General features: G+C 70.1%; 16 protein-coding genes. 4 read left to right on the top strand and 12 right to left on the bottom strand.

From position 1 onward, the window contains the following. Positions 1–124 precede the first annotated feature (124 nt). The 4 genes from VF289_RS11965 to VF289_RS11950 form a co-directional block, all read right to left on the bottom strand. Positions 125–967, bottom strand: coding sequence for a nitrilase-related carbon-nitrogen hydrolase (locus tag VF289_RS11965; protein ID WP_330884115.1), 843 nt, complete (start codon positions 965–967; stop codon positions 125–127). A gap of 7 nt (positions 968–974) precedes the next feature. Beyond that, positions 975–2123 carry a hypothetical protein gene (locus VF289_RS11960; protein ID WP_330884114.1) on the bottom strand — a complete coding sequence of 383 codons (1149 nt, stop codon included), beginning with the start codon at positions 2121–2123 and terminating at the stop codon, positions 975–977. 102 nt (positions 2124–2225) lie between these two features. Further along, positions 2226–3227, bottom strand: a complete 1002-nt coding sequence (locus VF289_RS11955; RefSeq protein ID WP_330884113.1) for an ester cyclase — start codon at positions 3225–3227, stop codon at positions 2226–2228. A 174-nt stretch (positions 3228–3401) separates the two neighbouring features. Further along, positions 3402–4415: a LacI family DNA-binding transcriptional regulator gene (locus VF289_RS11950; RefSeq protein WP_330884112.1), complete on the bottom strand. Its 1014-nt coding sequence runs from the start codon at positions 4413–4415 to the stop codon at positions 3402–3404. Positions 4416–4524: 109 nt separating this feature from the next. On the opposite strand from VF289_RS11950, the gene hisD (VF289_RS11945) reads away from it, so the two are divergent. The 3 genes from hisD (VF289_RS11945) to VF289_RS11935 are packed head-to-tail and all read left to right on the top strand — an operon-like array spanning position 4525 to position 7376. Further along, positions 4525–5844, top strand: coding sequence for a histidinol dehydrogenase (gene hisD, locus VF289_RS11945; RefSeq protein ID WP_330884111.1), 1320 nt, complete (start codon positions 4525–4527; stop codon positions 5842–5844). A 3-nt stretch (positions 5845–5847) separates the two neighbouring features. Further along, a complete protein-coding gene (locus VF289_RS11940) occupies positions 5848–6642 on the top strand; it encodes an SDR family oxidoreductase (RefSeq protein ID WP_330884110.1) in 795 nt (264 codons plus the stop codon). A gap of 8 nt (positions 6643–6650) precedes the next feature. Next, positions 6651–7376 carry an HpcH/HpaI aldolase family protein gene (locus VF289_RS11935; protein ID WP_330884109.1) on the top strand — a complete coding sequence of 242 codons (726 nt, stop codon included), beginning with the start codon at positions 6651–6653 and terminating at the stop codon, positions 7374–7376. Positions 7377–7411: 35 nt separating this feature from the next. Here VF289_RS11935 and VF289_RS11930 read toward each other — a convergent pair whose 3' ends face one another. The 7 genes from VF289_RS11930 to VF289_RS11900 all read right to left on the bottom strand — a co-directional run bounded on the left by VF289_RS11930 (position 7412) and on the right by VF289_RS11900 (position 14427). Then, positions 7412–8104 (bottom strand): alpha/beta hydrolase, encoded by a 693-nt coding sequence (locus tag VF289_RS11930; RefSeq protein WP_330884108.1) that lies wholly within the window; start codon positions 8102–8104, stop codon positions 7412–7414. Positions 8105–8129: 25 nt separating this feature from the next. Then, positions 8130–8939: a carbohydrate ABC transporter permease gene (locus VF289_RS11925; RefSeq protein WP_330884107.1), complete on the bottom strand. Its 810-nt coding sequence runs from the start codon at positions 8937–8939 to the stop codon at positions 8130–8132. A gap of 71 nt (positions 8940–9010) precedes the next feature. Then, the gene (locus tag VF289_RS11920) at positions 9011–9880 is read right to left on the bottom strand and encodes a sugar ABC transporter permease (protein ID WP_330884106.1); all 870 of its coding nucleotides are present in this window, start codon (positions 9878–9880) and stop codon (positions 9011–9013) included. Positions 9881–9916: 36 nt separating this feature from the next. Further along, positions 9917–11251 carry an ABC transporter substrate-binding protein gene (locus VF289_RS11915; protein WP_330884105.1) on the bottom strand — a complete coding sequence of 445 codons (1335 nt, stop codon included), beginning with the start codon at positions 11249–11251 and terminating at the stop codon, positions 9917–9919. A 70-nt stretch (positions 11252–11321) separates the two neighbouring features. Then, on the bottom strand, positions 11322–12638 hold the full coding sequence (gene hisD, locus VF289_RS11910) for a histidinol dehydrogenase (RefSeq protein WP_330884104.1): 1317 nt from the start codon (positions 12636–12638) through the stop codon (positions 11322–11324). 309 nt (positions 12639–12947) lie between these two features. Further along, positions 12948–13406, bottom strand: coding sequence for an SRPBCC family protein (locus tag VF289_RS11905; protein WP_330884103.1), 459 nt, complete (start codon positions 13404–13406; stop codon positions 12948–12950). A 148-nt stretch (positions 13407–13554) separates the two neighbouring features. Continuing rightward, a complete protein-coding gene (locus VF289_RS11900; protein ID WP_330884102.1) occupies positions 13555–14427 on the bottom strand; it encodes an alpha/beta hydrolase family protein in 873 nt (290 codons plus the stop codon). A 141-nt stretch (positions 14428–14568) separates the two neighbouring features. On the opposite strand from VF289_RS11900, the gene VF289_RS11895 reads away from it, so the two are divergent. After that, complete coding sequence (locus VF289_RS11895; protein ID WP_330884101.1) at positions 14569–15207, top strand: TetR/AcrR family transcriptional regulator; 639 nt, start codon at positions 14569–14571, stop codon at positions 15205–15207. A 139-nt stretch (positions 15208–15346) separates the two neighbouring features. On the opposite strand, the gene groL is transcribed toward VF289_RS11895, so the two are convergent. Further along, entirely contained in the window at positions 15347–16990 is a 1644-nt protein-coding gene (groL, locus tag VF289_RS11890) for a chaperonin GroEL (protein WP_330884100.1), read from the bottom strand. Between the last annotated feature and the right edge of the window lie 20 nt (positions 16991–17010).

Below are 17010 nucleotides of genomic sequence, written 5' to 3'. Positions count from 1 at the left end.
GTCCGCGGAGGAGGGAGGGCGCCTGCTCTTGCCGGAGGTTTCCCGGCCGATCGTCAGCGACCGGCGAGCACGCCCCGCCGCGGAGGTCGCCCCGCTGAGCCCGTCCTCCCGCGACGTCGTCGGGTCACCGGTCGTCGTCCCCATAGAGCGCCGGCCGCCGGTCGCCCCAGACGTGCGCCTGCCGCGTGAGGGCCTTGCACCGCCCGTCGCGCAGATCGATGTCGGCGATGACCGTCGCCGCCGCCGCCGTCCCGTCAGTGGTCGCGGGACCCGCCAGCAGGTATCCGCCGGCGTCGGCGACCAGGCTCCCGCCCACCCAGTCGGTGCCGCGCTCGCGGCCGCAGCGGTCGGCGACGACCATCGGCACCCGGTAGGCGGCGGCCGCCGCCCTGATCTTGGCGACCTCCACCGCGACCTGGCCGTCCGGTCTGGGCATCAGCGGCCAGTTGACCGGCACGGCGAGGACGTCGACCCGATCCTGGGCCGCGCGTCGCACCCATTCGGGGAACTCCGCGTCGTAGCAGATCATCACGCCCACCCGCCCGAGGCTCGTGTCCACCACCAGGGGCGGCCCGTCCCCGGGCGTGAAGAGGAGCTTCTCCTCGTCCCAGAGATGCACCTTCCGGTAGATCCCGCGCACCTCGCCCCGATCGGCGATCACGGCGCTGTTGCACACGTGGGCGCCGTCCCGCTCCGGGAACCCCGCGACGAGGACGCAGCCGTGCTCGGCGCTGACCCGCGCAGCGAACGCCGCGGTGCGTCCGTCGGGCCGCTCCGCGAGCTCCTCCAGCTCGTCACCCGAGCGGAACACGTATCCGCTCAGTGCGAGCTCGGGGAGGACGATCAGCCGCGCTCCGGCGCCGGCCGCGTCCGCGACGGTCCGTTCGATCTCCTCCAACGGTGTCGGCGCGTCGATGTCGATGCGCAGCTGGCAGGCCGCCGCGCGCAGCACGGGGTCACCGTCCACGATGCGCTCAGCGCGGGGTCGGCGAGTTCGCGAGCAGCGCCGAGGGCGCGACGTAACCGTTGGGATCGAGCACCCAACCGGCATCCTGCGCCGCGGCGACCACCTCATCGCTCCACCGCTGATGCGCTCGGCCGTCGCCCTCGACGACGACGAGGATCTCAGAGGTGCCGTCCTCGCCCGCCGCCAGGGCCTTCAGGGAACGACGCGCGCCCGGGGGGATCGAGACCGCGTCGAGCCGGTTCAGCTCCACAGTCTGCAGGCCCTCCTCTGTCTCGAAGGCGACCTCCCAGCTCCCGGTCCGTGCAACCAGCACCTGGTGACGGTCGATCGTGTGCTCGAGCATGCCCTCCCCCTGCGCCGCCCGCAGCCACGCCACGGTGAAGGAGTGCGGATCGTGCAGGCGCGGGACGTCACGGACCTGCTCGGTGAGGCCGTACCCGATGATGAGGGACAGCTCGGCACGACCGCCCGGCAGCACCGAGCAGAGGAACGGCCGCTCCTGCCAGACACGGTCCTGCGGCCTGGTGACCCGCGTCGCGAACTGCTCCTCGGTCACGACGTCGAGCCGATCGATCTCCGCCTGCGGCATCGGCTCGATGAGCTCGACCCCCTCAAGCGAGTCACCCTGTGTCGTGTCCACGAGCTGGTTGTCCGAGGACAGGTACAGGCCGTGCTTCCCTGCCTCCTCGATGACCTTGGGCCCCCAGATGATGCCTCCGGTGCGGTCCTGGCCGAGGACGGTGAGCAGGACGCCGTCGCCGGAGCCCTCGTTGGTGAAGCCGCGGAAGACCCACGGCGGCACCGAGATGATGTCGCCGTCCAGGGACCGGTACGTCCCCTGCTCCCCCTCGGCTCCCCAGCGCAGCAGGTAGTCGCCGTCGAAGTTGATGAACACCTCGGCGGTGAAGTGCAGGTGAAGGCTGTTGACGAGACCGTGCGGCATGCCGGCGGCGCCCATGTTGAAGCCGTGGGGTTCGGCGATGTTCACGAACTGGTCGGAGTTCTGGCTGACCCCGGGGCCGATGAAGGAGTAGTTGTCCTTCTGGTCCGAGCCCGGCGTCCTGGTGTCGATGAAGGCCGTCTTGCAGGGGACCCAGTCGGTGCGGAGGATGGTGCGGCTCGCGGCGTCGGTGCCGGAGGGGGCGGTCGTGGTCATGGCGTTGCTCCTGTGGCGGGTGTCGAGGTGCGGATGCGGGGGTGCGGCGCTGCGGCCGATGGGCCACCGGCGGCGTGCCGGCGGAGGCCTGCCGGTGGGGCGTCAGTAGATGTTGGTGCCGATCATCGAGGAGTTCTCGTCCTGGTGGACGGCGATCTGCGCGCGCAGGGCGATCTCGTCATAGACCCGGATCTCTCGAACGATCCGTCCGTTCTGGATAAGGAACTGGGAGACGCCCATCAGATCGACCGGCGCGTTCGTGAGCGGGCCGAACGAGGGGACGCCGGCGTAGACGCCCGTCATCTGCCAGAGCACGGCGACCCGCAGGCCCGCGTAGTCCGGATGGTCGTGGGCCTGGACGTCCCGCACCGAGAACCGGCAGTCGGTGAACGGGGCGATGAGCGAGAGCAGGTCCTTCTGATATCCCTCGGGGCGCAGGACGGTGGAGTCGCCGACGGTGTGGAGGAAGAGGTCCCGGACCATGTACTCGTGGACCTGATCTAGGCGCCGCTTGTTCCACACCTCCTCGATCATGTCCAGCACCATCGCGCAGCTGGCGTTCGCGGTGCTGGGCCGCGGTCCGCTCTCGCCGCTGCGCAGCGGGTCCGCGGGCGACTGCTGCGTCCAGGAGCCCTCGTGGCCGACGAATCGCATCTCCGCAGCGGCCTCCTCCGGAGGGATCCCCCGCTGGAGGCAGTCCGCGAGCGAGTCGCGGACCACCCACTCCTCCACCATCCGCCCCCGCCGATAGAGGCAGTTGGCGACGGTGCGGGAGCGCACCCGGCGCAGGCGACCGTCGACGATGTGCTCGTCACTGGAGAAGACCAGGTGCGAGCTGAGGAAGGCGTCCTCTCCCCTCTGCTCCCAGATGACGTCCTCGGCGACCCCGACGTGCTGCGGGACGGTCGCGATCCTCATCGTGGTGCCGTCGATGACGCCCTGGCGGCCGACGGTCGTCCCCAGGCTCCCGTGGACGATCGAATCCTCTTCGTAGTTCTCAATGATGTGGTCGATGTCCCGACCGACCCAGATCCGGTCGGTCACCTCGCGGATGAACTCATCGGGATCGCTGTACGGCTGATATGCAATCGGGTCCAGACTCACGGACTCGCTCCTCCTCGTCGCGACTGTGCTTCGTCACGAGGGTATGCGTATGCACACGGTTCGTCAACATGTCGACAGCTCATCTCGCAGGGGCCGGCCGGACGGTCGAGCGGGCACGGGGGCCGCCCGGGGTGCCGCGCAGGGGCGCGGACGGGGACTCTCGCCGATGCGCGGTCAGGAACGGGTGGGCGCGACGCCGAGGCTGCGTCGGCGCACCAGCGAGCTGGGAAGCACGACGGCTTCGAGCTCAACCTCGGCGCCCGGCACACTCTCCATCCGTCGCACCATCGCCCGAGCCGCCGCCCGGGCCATCCCCTCGAGGTCGTAGCGGACGGTCGTCAGCTGCACGATCGGCCAGCTCGCCGTCGGCAGATCATCGAAGCCCACCACGGACACGTCCTCGGGCACCCTCAGACCCCGGGCCGCCGCGGCGTTCAGGGCCCCCAGGGCGACGTCGTCGTTCCCGCAGACGATCACCGACGGGCGCCGCTCTGCGTCGAGCAGCTCCCCGGCGAGGAGGTTCCCGCACTCCACGGAGAAGTCGCCGCGACGGGTGCTCTCATCGCGGAGCGTCAGGCCATGAGCGGCGAGCGCCCGCCGCAGCGCGAACTCCCGGGCCACGCCCGTGCTCGTGTTGCTGGGGCCGAGCACCGCCCCGACCTGCTCGTGCCCGAGCTCCGCCAGGGCGGCCGCGAGCTCGCCGAGGCCGACCTCGGGATCCACCTGCACAGAATCCGCGGCCACCAGCTCCGAGACGCGGTTGAAGTAGACGAACGGGATCGATCGGTCCGCGAGCCGGATCGGCAGCAGCGAGGCGGTCGTCGTGGTCGCCAGGATGACGCCACCGAGCCCCAAGGAGGAGACCCGCGCCTCGATCCCGTCCGCCCCGGAGGACTCCGTCAGCAGGATCATCTCGTGGCCACTCCCACCCAGCTCGTCATGGATCGCCGCGAGGACGTTGATGAAGAAGTGGTTGTCGAGATCCGTGACGAGCAGGCCCACGCGCGTGGAGCGCCCGGTCGCCAGGGCGCGACCGAAGGCGTTGGGCGAGTACCCGAGCTGCTCGGCCGCGCTGCGCACCTTCTGCTTCGTGGCCTCGGTCAGGCGAGGGTCTCCGCGCAGGGCCCGGGAGACGGTGGGCTGGGAGACCCCTGCGAGGCGCGCGACATCCTTGCTGCTGACCATCATCACCCCTGCTCCTCGCAACGAGAGGCCTCCGCCCCCTTGACGCCCCGAGCCTACCTCGGGCACACTTGCCGCACTTCATGCATGCGCATGCCAAAGGAGGAGTGTACTGATGGTGAAGGTGCTCAAGGCCGCCACGGGTGAGGGTGGGAGCGGCCGCACGGAGGCCCGCGAGCTCTCCGGTCGCGTCCAGGAGATCATCGAGGACATCCGCAGCAACGGAGACGAGGCGGTCCGCCGGTACTCGGAGCGGTTCGATTCGTGGTCCCCCGACTCGTTCCGCCTGGGGGACGAGGAAATCGAGCGGATCATCGCGCCGCTGAGCGCGCAGACGCTCGAGGACATCGGCACTGTGCAGGCCTCCGTCAGGCAGTTCGCGCAGGCGCAGCGCGGGACGCTCACGGACCTCGAGATCGAGACCCAGCCCGGGGTGCTCCTCGGACACACGCACGTTCCGATCCGGAGCGCCGGCTCCTACGTCCCGGGAGGTCGTTATCCGCTCACCGCCTCCGCGCACATGACGATCGTGACCGCGAAGGTCGCCGGCGTCGAGCGGGTGGCTGCGGCGACCCCTCCGATCATGGGCGAGATCCCGGCGGCGACGATCGCCGCCATGCGCAGCGCCGGTGCCGACGAGATCTACGTCCTGGGCGGCGTGCAGGCGGTGGCCGCCCTCGCCGTGGGCACCGAGACCATCGCGCCGGTGAATCTGCTGGCGGGCCCCGGGAACGCCTTCGTCGCCGAGGCGAAGCGCCTCCTGTTCGGCGAGGTGGGCATCGACCTCTTCGCCGGCCCGACAGAGGTGCTCATCCTCGCCGACGGCACGGCGGACCCGTTCACCATCGCCGTCGACCTCCTCTCCCAGGCAGAGCATGGCCCCGACTCCCCTGCCGTCCTGATCACCACGGACGAGGCCCAGGCCGCAGAGGTGCTCGAGATCGTCGAGCGGCTCCTGGTGGACATGCCCACCCGCGACATGGCCGGCCCGGCCTGGCGCGACCACGGGCGCATCGAGATCGCCGAGGACATGGACGAGCTGTGGCATCTCGCGGACCAGAACGCCGCCGAGCACGTCCAGGTCATGACCGCCGAGCCGCGACAGGCACTGGAGCGCCTGCACGACTACGGTGCGCTGTTCCTCGGTGAGAACACGTGCGTCTCCTACGGGGACAAGGTCATCGGCACCAACCATGTGCTGCCCACCCGCGGCGCCGCCCGCTACACCGGCGGCCTGTGGGTCGGGAAGTACCTCAAGACGGTCACGTACCAGGAGGTCACCTCTCCGCGGACCAGCGCCGAGCTCGGACGGCTGTGCGGGCGCGCCGCGCGCGTCGAGCGGTTCGAGGGCCATGCACGCTCCGGGGACCTGCGCGCCCACCTGCACGGCGGAGACCCCGTCGACTGGATCACCGCGGCGAAGGCCGAGGGCTGAGGCATGGTCACAGGCACGGATTCGGGCGAGCACGCAGGCACCGAGGACCTCGCCGACCGGACGGCCGTGGTGACCGGCGCCGGCACCGGGCTGGGACGGGCGATCGCCGCGCGCCTGGTGCGCTCGGGCGCTCGCGTGATCGCCGTCGGCCGTCGGCCGGCACCGCTCGAAGAGCTCGCCGCCGTGCACCCCGGCGCCGTGCTCCCCGCCCCCTGCGACGTCTCCTCCCCGGAGGACGTCACAGCGCTTGCCGAGCGGCTCAGGGACGAGGACGTCTCGATCCTCGTCAACAACGCCGGGATCGGCGGCCCCGTCGCAGATCTCGTCGACATCGATCCGGAGGAGTGGGACGAGGTCTTCGCCGTCAACGTGCGGGGCACGTTCCTCATGTGCCGTGCCCTGCTCCCCGGGATGATGCGCCGCGGCGCGGGCGACATCATCAACCTGGCCTCCGTCTCCGGCAAGCGCCCTCTCGAGGGTCGCACCCCGTACTGCGCCTCCAAGATGGCCGTGCTGGGCCTGACCTCCACGCTCGCCTTCGAGGCGGGGCGCGGGGGTGTGCGCGTGAACGCACTGTCCCCCGGCCCCGTGGAGAGCGAGCGCATGGAGCACAACTACCGGGCCGAGGCGAGACGCCGCGGCATCACGCCGGAGGAGGCCCGTCAGGCCTTCGTCGGGCGTGCCGCTCTGGGGCGCATGGTCACCCCGGAGGAGGTCGCCGGCGCGGTGCACTCGATCCTCGGCATGCCTGGGATGACGGGGGCGGACGTGGACCTCTCCGCGGGGATGGTCGCATGAGGGAGCTGGTGAGCATCTCCTCCTCGCTGCACGGAGCACTGCTGAGGATGCCCGCGGAGGACACCGTGGAGATGCTCGCGGTGGCCGGCCTGGACTTCCTGGTGCTGGACCTCGAGCACGGCCCGCACGACGCCACGGCGCTCAAGCACCACCTCGCCCTGGCACAGGTGCACGGCCTGCCGGTGCTGGTCCGGCCCGGTGAGCGCGACCCCCACGTCATCCAGCGCGCTCTCGACCTCGGCGCCGCCGGTGCGGTGGTCCCGCACATCGACGACCCGGCCGGCGCGGCGGAGGCGGTGCGCTGGGCCCGTTATCCCCCGCAGGGCGAGAGGGGCATCGCCACCTACACGCGCGCCGGGCGGTTCGGCACCCGTTCGGCCGAGGAGCACGCCGCCGCCGCCGAGGACCATCTCCTGCTGGTGATGCTCGAGTCCCCCGCCGCCGTGGACGCCGCTCCGGCGATCCTCGCCACCCCCGGGGTCGACGGGTACATGATCGGGCCCGGGGACCTCGCCTTCGCCCTGGCCCACGACGAGGCGGAGACCCGTACGCTCGCGCAGCTGACGGACGCGGTGCATCGGGCCGGTCGGGAGGCCGGCGCGGTCCGGACCGACATCGTCTCCACCCTCGGCGGCGCTGACGCTGCCTCTGCCCAGGGCTGCCGCCTGATCGTCCACAACCTCGCAGCACACATGATGGCGAGCTTCTCCCGACTGGCCAGGTCAGATCGCTGAGAACAGGGCGGGCAGCGCCGCCCGGAGGGGTGCTCTCAGCGCTCCAACCAGGCCACCAGCGACTTCGCGACCTCGGTCGGGCTCTCCAGGGGGGACAGGTGCCCGGTGCGCGGGATGAGCCGGAGGGTGGCGTCGGGCACCAGGGCCGTGATCTCCTCGTGCCGCTCCGGCGGACAGAGCGCATCGTCCCGGCCCGCAACGACGGAGACCGGAACCCCGATGCCGGGCAGATGATCGCGCTCGTCCCGGCGCGTGCCCTGGATCGCGTACTGCTGGGCGAGGCTGTCGACGCCGGTCTCCTCCCCCATCCGGACCACCTCGCGCCCGAGCCGGGACAGATGCCGAGGATGGACGAGCACGTCCAGCAGCTCCCTCTGCACCTCCTGAGCGCTGGCGCCGGTCGCCAGCCTCCGGCGCTGACGCGCGAAGGCCGCGAGCTGCACGGGTTCGGGCGCGCGAGCGTTCGTGTCCAGCAGGCAGAGCCTGTCGACGCGCTCCGGCGCCGTGCGCAGCAGCGCCATGGCGACGATCCCTCCGAGGCTCAGCCCCGCCAGGGCGAAGCGCTCCGGGAGCACGGCCAGCAGGTTCTCCACGCACTGCTCGAGCGAGGCACCGAGGAGCTCGCCGTGGTGGACGGTGCGCCCCCGCAGCGCGGGCAGGACGGGCGCCCAGAGCCGTGGGGTGCAGTTCATCCCCGGCAGGAGGACGACGGGGATCTCCGCGGTCACCGTCGGCTCCTCCCCCGCTGACGCCTCATCCCTTCACCGATCCGGCGTTGAGGCCGGCGACCATGTACTTCTGCGCGATCAGTGCGAAGGCGATCACGGGCAGCGTGAGCAGCACCGACGCCGCCCCCGCCTGCTGGAGCATGGGCAGAGTCTGGCCCAGCTGAGTCGCGATGAACACCGGGACGGTCCGGGCGTCGACGTTGCTGAGGATGACGGCCGTGAGGTACTCCTGGAACGCGAACAGGAACATAAAGATCCCGGCGGTGAGGATCCCCGGCCCCATGAGCGGGATCATCACGCGCAGCAGGGTCTGGAAGCGACTGCATCCGTCGATCATCGCCGCCTCGTCGAGGGAGCTCGGGATCTCGGCGAAGAAGTTGCGCAGCAGCCAGATGGAGAACGGCTGGTTGATCGCGACCAGCGCCGCCCCCACCGCGAAGCGGGTGTCGTAGATGCCCAGCTGCTGTGCGAGGTCATACATCGGCAGCAGGATCGAGAACCGCGGCAGCGCGCGGAAGATCAGGGCGACCACCAGGAGCAGGGCGGAGATCCAGCCGGGGAAGCGCGAGAGCGCGTACGCCGCCGGGATCCCGAGCACCAGCGCGGCGATCGTCGAGGCGACCGCCACGATGACGGTGTTGAGGAGGTCGAGGTAGAAGTTCGTCGTCTGCCACAGGTCGACGAACGCCTGCAGGGTGGGAATCCAGGTGAAGACGGGTGGGTTCAGGAAGGCGACGTTGGTCGGCTTGGTGACCGACGCCAGCGTCCACAGCACCGGGGACAGCATCATCAGGCAGAACAGCAGCAGGAACATGCCGATCAGCAGGCGCTTCACTCCTCCTGCGCCGCCTGCGCGCCGTCGGCGCCCTGAGGCCGCGTTCCTCTGCCTCGCGGGACGGGTCGAGCTCATGCGCGGGCCCCTTCCTTCGCCGTTCCGCGCAGGAACGGGAGCAGGAGGATGAAGATGACGACGATCAGGAGGATGTTGACGGCGCTGCCCAGCCCCAGCTGCTGGCCGCCGTCGCGGAAGGCGATGTTGTAGATGTAAAGCATCGCGGACTCGTTCCCGATCTGGACCGCCTGCGGGGACAGGGGAATGAGCTGATCGAAGACTCGCAGCACATCCATGATCAGGATCAGCGAGACGAAGCCGAGCACGCCCCGGATGGTCGGGACGATGACTTTCAGATGGAGCTGGAGGGTGGAGACGCCGTCGAGCTCCGCGGCCTCGAGCATCTCCTCTGGGACTCCTTGCAGACCTGCGAGTATGACGAGCATCGCGAAAGGGATCAGGCCCCAGGCCACGGACAGGAGCAGCAGCAGACGGTTGGGCCAGGCCTCGGTGAGCCATAGGACGTCCTCGCCGGTCACCAGCGTGAGCAGATGGTTCGCGACCCCGCCGAAGCTGGGGTTGAACAGCCATCCGAACATCGTCGCCCCGATCACCTGGGGGACCACGTAGCTCACCAGCAGCGTTCCCAGCACCAGCGGACGGATCCGACCGAGCTGATTCACCAGCACCGCCAGCACGTATGCGATCAGCACCACCACCACGAACGTGGCCGCCGTGAGCCCGATCGTGAAACCGATCGCCCGGAGGAACCGGGGATCCCCCAGCGCGGAGGTGTAGTTCGTCAGCCCGACCCAGGTGCCCGGCTGCCCGTAGTCCACGCGCTGGAAGCTCCATTGGAGCGTGCGCAGCAGCGGGAGGGCCAGGAGGCCGAACATTACGATCATGCTGGGTGCGACGAGCACTGCGTACTCCCGACGCCTCATGCGTCACCTTCCTTCGCCATCGTCGCGCTCCGGCGCTCAGCCCGAGTACGCGGCCAGCAGGTCCGCGCTCGTGGTCTGCATCTGGGACAGGCCGTCCTCGACGGAGACCTGCTCGAGGAAGACGCTCGCGATGAGCGGCGTGATCGCGTTCGTGAGCTCTGCCGTCCAGGGGTACGGCTCCGAGGGCGGGACGTCCTCGATCGTCGTGTTCGCGGCGACGGCGTACGGACTCGAGTCCTCGTCGACCATGCCCTCGCGGGCGGGGTACGCGGCCGGAACGGCCTCCCGGGACGCCTCCTCGCTCAGCGATGAGGCGATCATCTGGAACAGCGAGGCCTTGTCAGTCGACGCGTTGGTCGGGATCGACCAGCCGTCCACGGAGAGCGAGGCGAAGTAGTGCCCGCCCTCGACGACGGTGGGCGGCGGGGCAAACGCGAACTGCGGAGCGAGCTCGGTGTTCGACTCCATGGTGAGGTCGTTCATGCGCCCCGAGAACATGATCGCGATGGCGGCTGTGCCGTTGTACATCTGCTGCTGAACGGACGGCTGGTCGAAGGTCGTGACCTCCGGATCCATGTAGGGGATGAGCGACATCAGCTCCTCGAAGGCCTGCGCGGCCTCGGGGGCGTCGAAGTTCCCCGTCGTCCCCTCCGCGTCGGTCATATCCACCCCAAGGCTGCCCAGCGCCATGTCGTAGGCGGTGGCGAGATCGGCATCGGCCTTGAGCGGCATGGCGATCGGGTGCTCGATCTCCCCCGCCTCCTGGATCGCCTTTGCCGCCGCTCTCAGCTCCTCGAAGGTGGCGGGCGCCTCGAGGCCCAGCTCATCGAAGATGTCCTGGCGGTACGCCATGAGGTGCATCTGCGCCTGCATCGGCAGGGCGTAGAGCTCGCCGTCGTAGGTCATCGCCTCGAGCATCGCGTCGCTCAGCGCGTCGAGACCGTACGCCTCGCCGAACTCCTCCAGGTACTGGTTCAGGCCGACGACAGTGCCCTCGTCCCCGAACTGGGGGATCACGAAGCTGTACGTCTCAATGATGTCGTACGTGCCTGTCTCGCCCGCGAGCGTCGCCTGGGTGCGCTGCACTTGTCCCGCGAAGTCGATCGGCTCGTGCCGAAGCGTGATGTTCCCCGACGTGCAACTGTTTACCAGCGTATTGGTGAACGGGTCGATCGACGAGGAGTTGTAGGCGAGCACGTTGATGGTGACGGCCGAGTCCGGCTGCGGCACCTCGCAGGCGACCTTCGCCGCCTGCTCGGCAGGGTTGCGGGAGCCGGCCCCGCAGGCCGTGAGGCCCGCGAGCCCTGCCAGGCCTAGCCCCGCCAGAGCGGCGCGGCGGGTGGCGGAGGGGAGGATGGAGTGCACTGTCATGTCGCTGTCCTTCACTGCGTTGTGAGACGGCGAACCGCGGGTGCGGCCCGGAACATCGAGTGCCCGGCGGTCAGCCGGAGCGGAGCATGCGGAGGCGGAGCGCGGCGGAGTCCCGGTGCGCGGGCATCCCCTCGAACTCCGAGATGGTCACGACGGGCTCGGCCTGTGTCGCCGTGGCCTCCTTCGTCGCGCGCTGGTAGGTCACGCACTTCATGAAGCCCGCCACGGACAGCCCGCCGGTGAAGCGCGCGTTGCGGCCGGTGGGCAGGACGTGATTGGTCCCGGACATCCCCTTGTCCGCATAGGCGACCGTGGACCAGGGCCCGAGGAAGAGGGAGCCGTAGCTCGTGAGGTTCTCCAGATACCAGTCGAGGTCCTCGGCGAGCACCTCGAGGTGCTCCGGAGCGAGCAGGTTCATGATGTCGACGGCGGCACGCCGGTCCTCGGCGAGGTAAACGGAGCCGAAGTCCCGCCAGGCGGCACCGGCGATGCTCGCGGTGTCGAGCCCCTCCAGCTGGCGTGCGATCTCCTCCTCGATCTCCGCGGCGATCCGCTCCGAGGTGGTCACCAGACACGCGGGCGAGGTCGGTCCGTGCTCGGCCTGTCCGAGGAGATCGGCGGCGACCATCTCGGTGGGGGCGGAGTCGTCGGCGATGACCGCCACCTCGGAGGGACCGGCGAGCACGTCGATCCCGACCTGGCCGAACAACTGCCGCTTCGCGGCGGCGACATAGGCGTTGCCGGCGCCGACGATCAGGTCCGACGGCGGTGCGTCGAGCAGACCGAAGGCCATCGAGGCGAGCGCCTGGACCCCTCCGAGCGCGTAGACCTGCTCGGCCCCGGAGAGGTGCGCGGCGTAGAGCACCGCGGGGTGCGCAACGCCGTCCCGGCTCGGCGGCGTGCAGGCCACGAGGTTCGGCACCCCGGCGACGCCCGCCACGCCGACAGTCATGAAGGCACTGGCCAGCAGTGGGAAACGGCCCGCTGGCAGGTACGCGCCCACGCTCTGGACCGGGATGTGCCGCTGACCGCAGACCACCCCGGGGACGACCTCCTCTTCGAAGTCGAGCAGCCGCTCACGCTGCAACGTCGCGAACCGTCCGGTGCGCTCGGCCCCCGCACGGAGGGCCTCGCGGAGGCTCTCGGGGAGCTCCTCGCCCGCCGCTTCGAGCTGCGGGGAGCTGATCAGGAAGCTGTCGGAGCGGTCGCCGTCGAGCTCGCGCGCGTAGCGGCGCACGGCATCCATGCCCTCGGCCTCGATCTCGGAGAGCATCCGGGAGACGGTCGCCTCCACCTCGGGATCCGACTGCGCCGAACGATCCGGGACGCCGGATTCCTTGACGACGCGGACGCGCGCTCCGAGCAGCTCTTTGTCCAGTGAACTCATGTGCATACGCATACACTAACCCAGGTCACCTTCCGACTCAATGCCGGACGCCCTGGAAACTATCCTTGAGCACCGTCGAACCCTGGGCGCCCTCTGCAGTTCTCGACCATCGCCGCAGGTGACAGCCGACTCTTTGCAATGACTGCCGATTTCCCTGCGCGTCGACGCGCAAGCCTCGCCGACGACGCCGCCCCAGGGCGGCCCCACATTCCACTTCCGTCTCCCCTCACGGAATACGTAGATCCAGATGTCCAGCCATGGTGGACGGGCGTCGTCGGCTGCTCGGCGGCCTCGGGTGGGTGCGGCCACTCAGCCGTTCGCGAGCACGCCCCGGATCGCCTCGAGCGTGGCGGGGATCCCGGTGCGCGCGGCCTCGTGGCGCACCTGGATCTCCTCCTCCGCGCGATCTCCGTACCGCTCGGCGAAGACCGCCTCGAAGGACGGCGTGGTGCGCGTGTACTCGGTGAGCTCGGTGCCGCCGTCGACCGGACGCATCCGGTACCCCCACTCGGCGCGGCCCGGGCCGACGGACCACGCGAAGTGCTCACCGGGGACGTCCGCGATCACCTCGGAGACCGTCTCCCACTCCCGCTGCGGGGTGCGGTTGTGCCCGACGAAGCGGGCGCCCTTCCCGCGCCGCTCGTCCTCCCACTCGCAGCGGTGGCACTGCGGACTCCACTCCCCCGTGCGGGTGACGTCGCTGACCAGCGCGTGGACCTCCTGCGTGGTGGCGGGGACGATGATCGATTCCTGGAGCTCATAGGTCATGAACACATCGTGCCCGGTCGAGCACAGCGACGGGCCCCGACCCTCCGGAGAGGATCGGGGCCCGTCGAACGCTCGGGGCGAGCGGCAGGAGTCATCCCTGAGGCGGGATCACCTCCTGCCGCGCGCGTCACCGCCGGCTGACGCGGGGTCAGAACGGGCAGGTGGACCTGGCATCGCTCCAGGTGAGGCCCGTCTGCGGTCCGGGGCAGACGAACTGATCGTAGCGGACGTCGTCATCCACGAATCGCTTGAGCCAGGCGATGCTGGTGCTCGCGATGCTCGTGTTCGAACGGTTCGGCGCCAGGTGCGAGGCGCCACGCAGCTCCAGGTAGGCCTTGTCGGTCGATTCCGGGATCCCCTCGTACAGCGGCACGGCGTGGGTGCGCACGGAGGCGACCGAGTCGTTCTGCGCGCCGACCACGAGGGTGGGGGTCGAGATCTCCGGCCAGGACTTGTCGAGGTTCCACGGGGTCATCGCCACGGCGGCCTTCAGCTCGGGCCGATCCTTCGCGGCCTCGAGGGTCCCGCCCCCGCCCATGGAGTGCCCGATCACGGCCAGGCGCTGGGGGTCGATGCGGTCGCTGACGGCGCTGCTGTCGGTGAGATAGTCCAGGGCGGCCAGCAGCTGATCGCCTCGCGAGGAGGGCTGGTCGTAGCGGGAGTTGGTGTCGATCGTGAAGACCACGAAGCCCTGGGAGGCGAAGCGGGGGCCCATCCACGCGATGCTCGACTGGCCCGCCGTGTACCCCGGAGAGATGACGACCGCCCCGAAGGTCCCCTCCGCCGTGGACGTCGGGTAATAGATGGTGCCGCCGCCGAAGCCGCGGACCCTCAGCGAGGACACCCTGGTGGAGTCGATGTCGAAGCTGCCGCGCGTGGCCTCGATGCTCTGCTGCGTGGGATCGGGACCCCGTTGGTGCCCGCTGTCGGCCAGGGCCGAGGCCTGGGTGAGCGACAGGGTTCCCAGCATGACGATCAGGGTTGCCAGCAGAGCGCTGACCTGACGGGTGCGTGTGTGCATGACGTCTCCTCGGTGGCTCGTGGAGGGAGGATGGCCCGGCGGTCCCGGGGGCGCTGCATCGCGCCAGAAGTGACTCTACCGATCGGTATAGGCAGATGCCAGGGGTGTCCCGCGATCGGCATCCGGTGGTATACGGGGGACATGACCGATCACATCGACGGCCGACGTCGCCGTTTCGAGCACCGTCGCGGCGAGATCGTCGCCGCGGCGACCGCACACGTCCTCGAGCACGGCGTCGGATCGCTGTCCCTGCGCACCCTCGCCCGATCGGTGGGGATCAGCCATGCGACGCTGCTGCACCACTTCTCGAATCGGGAGGCGCTCGTGGCGGAGGTCGTCGACGCGGCGATCGCCCGCGCCCTGAGCCTGCCCGACCTCGAGGCAGACAATCGCCCCGATCCCCTGCGAGACATCTGGGAGCGGGCCCGCACCCCGCACGGCCGGCAGCACGTGCGGCTCTTCGTCGAGCTCACCGGCATCTCGATGTACTCCGAGACCGCGGTCCGGGCCGCCGTCGCGCGCTCGATGGGCGAACGCGCGCAGGCTCTCGCGGCAGGGGTCGCGCGCGCGGGCTGCCCGGCGGACGAGGCCGCCGCGATGTCCGCTTGGGTGCTCAGCGCGCTCCGCGGCCTCATGGCCGAGCTGCTCGTGACGGGGGACGAGGAGCACGCCGATGCCGCCTTCGAGGACCTGCACCGCACGGTCATGGACCGCGCGGCGGGCTGGACGGCGCAGGCGCGTCACGAACGGCCGGCCGGACCCCCGATCCCCCGGACATGACGACGGGCCCCGACCCTCCGGAGAGGATCGGGGCCCGTCATGCGCTCGGGTACGAGCGGCAGGAGTCAGCCGTGAGGCGGGAATCCCTGTACCGGTCTCCTGCCGCTCGCTAGCTCGCAGCACGTCGACCGGCGGCGGATCACATCATGCCGCCCATGCCACCCATGCCGCCCATGCCGCCCATGTCGTCGCCGCCGCCGGCCGGAGCGGGCTCCGGCTTGTCGGCCACGACGGCCTCGGTGGTGAGGAACAGGCCCGCGATGGACGCCGCGTTCTGCAGCGCGGAGCGGGTGACCTTGACCGGGTCGATGATGCCGGCGGCGAGGAGGTCCTCGTACTCGCCGGTCGCGGCGTTCAGGCCCTCGCCCACGGGGAGCGACTTGACCTTCTCCGCGACGACGCCGCCCTCGAGACCGGCGTTGACCGCGATCTGCTTGAGCGGGGCCTCGATGGCGACCTGGACGATGTTGGCACCGGTGGCCTCGTCACCCTCGAGGGTGAGCTTGCCGAAGGTGTCCGCACCGGCCTGCAGCAGCGCGACGCCGCCACCGGCGACGACGCCCTCGTCCACAGCGGCCTTGGCGTTGCGCACGGCATCCTCGATGCGGTGCTTGCGCTCCTTGAGCTCCACCTCGGTCGCCGCGCCGGCCTTGATGACGGCCACGCCGCCGGCCAGCTTCGCGAGGCGCTCCTGGAGCTTCTCGCGGTCGTAGTCCGAGTCGGAGTTCTCGATCTCCGCGCGGATCTGGGACACGCGAGCGGCGATGCGCTCGGCGTCGCCGGATCCCTCGACCAGGGTGGTCTCGTCCTTGGAGACGACGATCTTGCGCGCCTGGCCCAGCAGCTCGAGACCCGCGGTCTCCAGCTTGAGGCCGACCTCCTCGGAGATGACCTGGCCACCGGTGAGGATGGCCATGTCCTCCAGCATCGCCTTGCGGCGATCGCCGAAGCCGGGAGCCTTGACGGCCACGGACTTGAAGGAGCCCTTGAGCTTGTTGACGACGAGCACCGCGAGGGCCTCGCCCTCGACGTCCTCGGCGATGATCGCCAGCGGCTTGCCGGACTGGATGACCTTCTCCAGCAGCGGCAGCAGATCCTTGACGGAGGAGACCTTGGAGGAGAGCAGGAGGATGTAGGGATCCTCGAGCACGGTCTCCTGGCGGTCCGCGTCGGTGACGAAGTAGGGCGAGATGTAGCCCTTGTCGAACCGCATGCCCTCGGTGAGCTCCAGCTCGAGGCCCATGGTGTTGGACTCCTCGACTGTGATCACGCCTTCCTTGCCGACCTTGTCGAGGGCCTCGGCGATGAGCTCGCCGATGGCCGGGTCGGCCGCGGAGATGGCGGCGGTGGAGGCGATCTGCTCCTTGGTCTCGATCTCGTGGGCCTGCGCGAGCAGGGTCTGCGAGACCGCGGCCACGGCCTGGTCGATGCCGCGCTTGAGCGCGATCGGGTTCGCGCCGGCGGCGACGTTGCGCAGGCCCTCCTTGACCAGGGCCTGGGCGAGGACGGTGGCGGTGGTGGTGCCGTCGCCCGCGATGTCGTCGGTCTTCTTGGCGACCTCCTTCACCAGCTCGGCGCCGATCTTCTCGTAGGGATCGTCGAGCTCGATCTCCTTGGCGATCGACACGCCGTCGTTGGTGATGGTGGGTGCTCCCCAGGACTTCTCGAGCACGACGTTGCGACCCTTGGGGCCGAGGGTGACCTTGACGGCGTCAGCGAGCTGGTTCATTCCCCGCTCGAGGCCGCGCCGGGCCTCCTCGTCGTATGCGATGAGCTTGGCCATTATGGAATCTCTCCCGTGTG

Source organism: Brachybacterium sp. (assembly GCF_036379615.1).
Lineage (GTDB): Bacteria > Actinomycetota > Actinomycetes > Actinomycetales > Dermabacteraceae > Brachybacterium.
This window is presented reverse-complemented; position numbering and strand designations above follow the sequence as displayed.

Coding starts and splice junctions, on each gene's coding strand:
- hisD (WP_330884111.1), top strand. CDS start 4,525: ATGGTGAAGGTGCTCAAGGCCGCCACGGGTGAGGGTGGGAGCGGCCGC.
- groL (WP_330884100.1), bottom strand. CDS start 16,990: ATGGCCAAGCTCATCGCATACGACGAGGAGGCCCGGCGCGGCCTCGAG.
- VF289_RS11900 (WP_330884102.1), bottom strand. CDS start 14,427: ATGCACACACGCACCCGTCAGGTCAGCGCTCTGCTGGCAACCCTGATC.
- VF289_RS11920 (WP_330884106.1), bottom strand. CDS start 9,880: ATGAGGCGTCGGGAGTACGCAGTGCTCGTCGCACCCAGCATGATCGTA.
- VF289_RS11960 (WP_330884114.1), bottom strand. CDS start 2,123: ATGACCACGACCGCCCCCTCCGGCACCGACGCCGCGAGCCGCACCATC.
- VF289_RS11905 (WP_330884103.1), bottom strand. CDS start 13,406: ATGACCTATGAGCTCCAGGAATCGATCATCGTCCCCGCCACCACGCAG.
- VF289_RS11915 (WP_330884105.1), bottom strand. CDS start 11,251: ATGACAGTGCACTCCATCCTCCCCTCCGCCACCCGCCGCGCCGCTCTG.
- VF289_RS11950 (WP_330884112.1), bottom strand. CDS start 4,415: ATGATGGTCAGCAGCAAGGATGTCGCGCGCCTCGCAGGGGTCTCCCAG.
- VF289_RS11895 (WP_330884101.1), top strand. CDS start 14,569: ATGACCGATCACATCGACGGCCGACGTCGCCGTTTCGAGCACCGTCGC.
- VF289_RS11940 (WP_330884110.1), top strand. CDS start 5,848: ATGGTCACAGGCACGGATTCGGGCGAGCACGCAGGCACCGAGGACCTC.
- hisD (WP_330884104.1), bottom strand. CDS start 12,638: ATGAGTTCACTGGACAAAGAGCTGCTCGGAGCGCGCGTCCGCGTCGTC.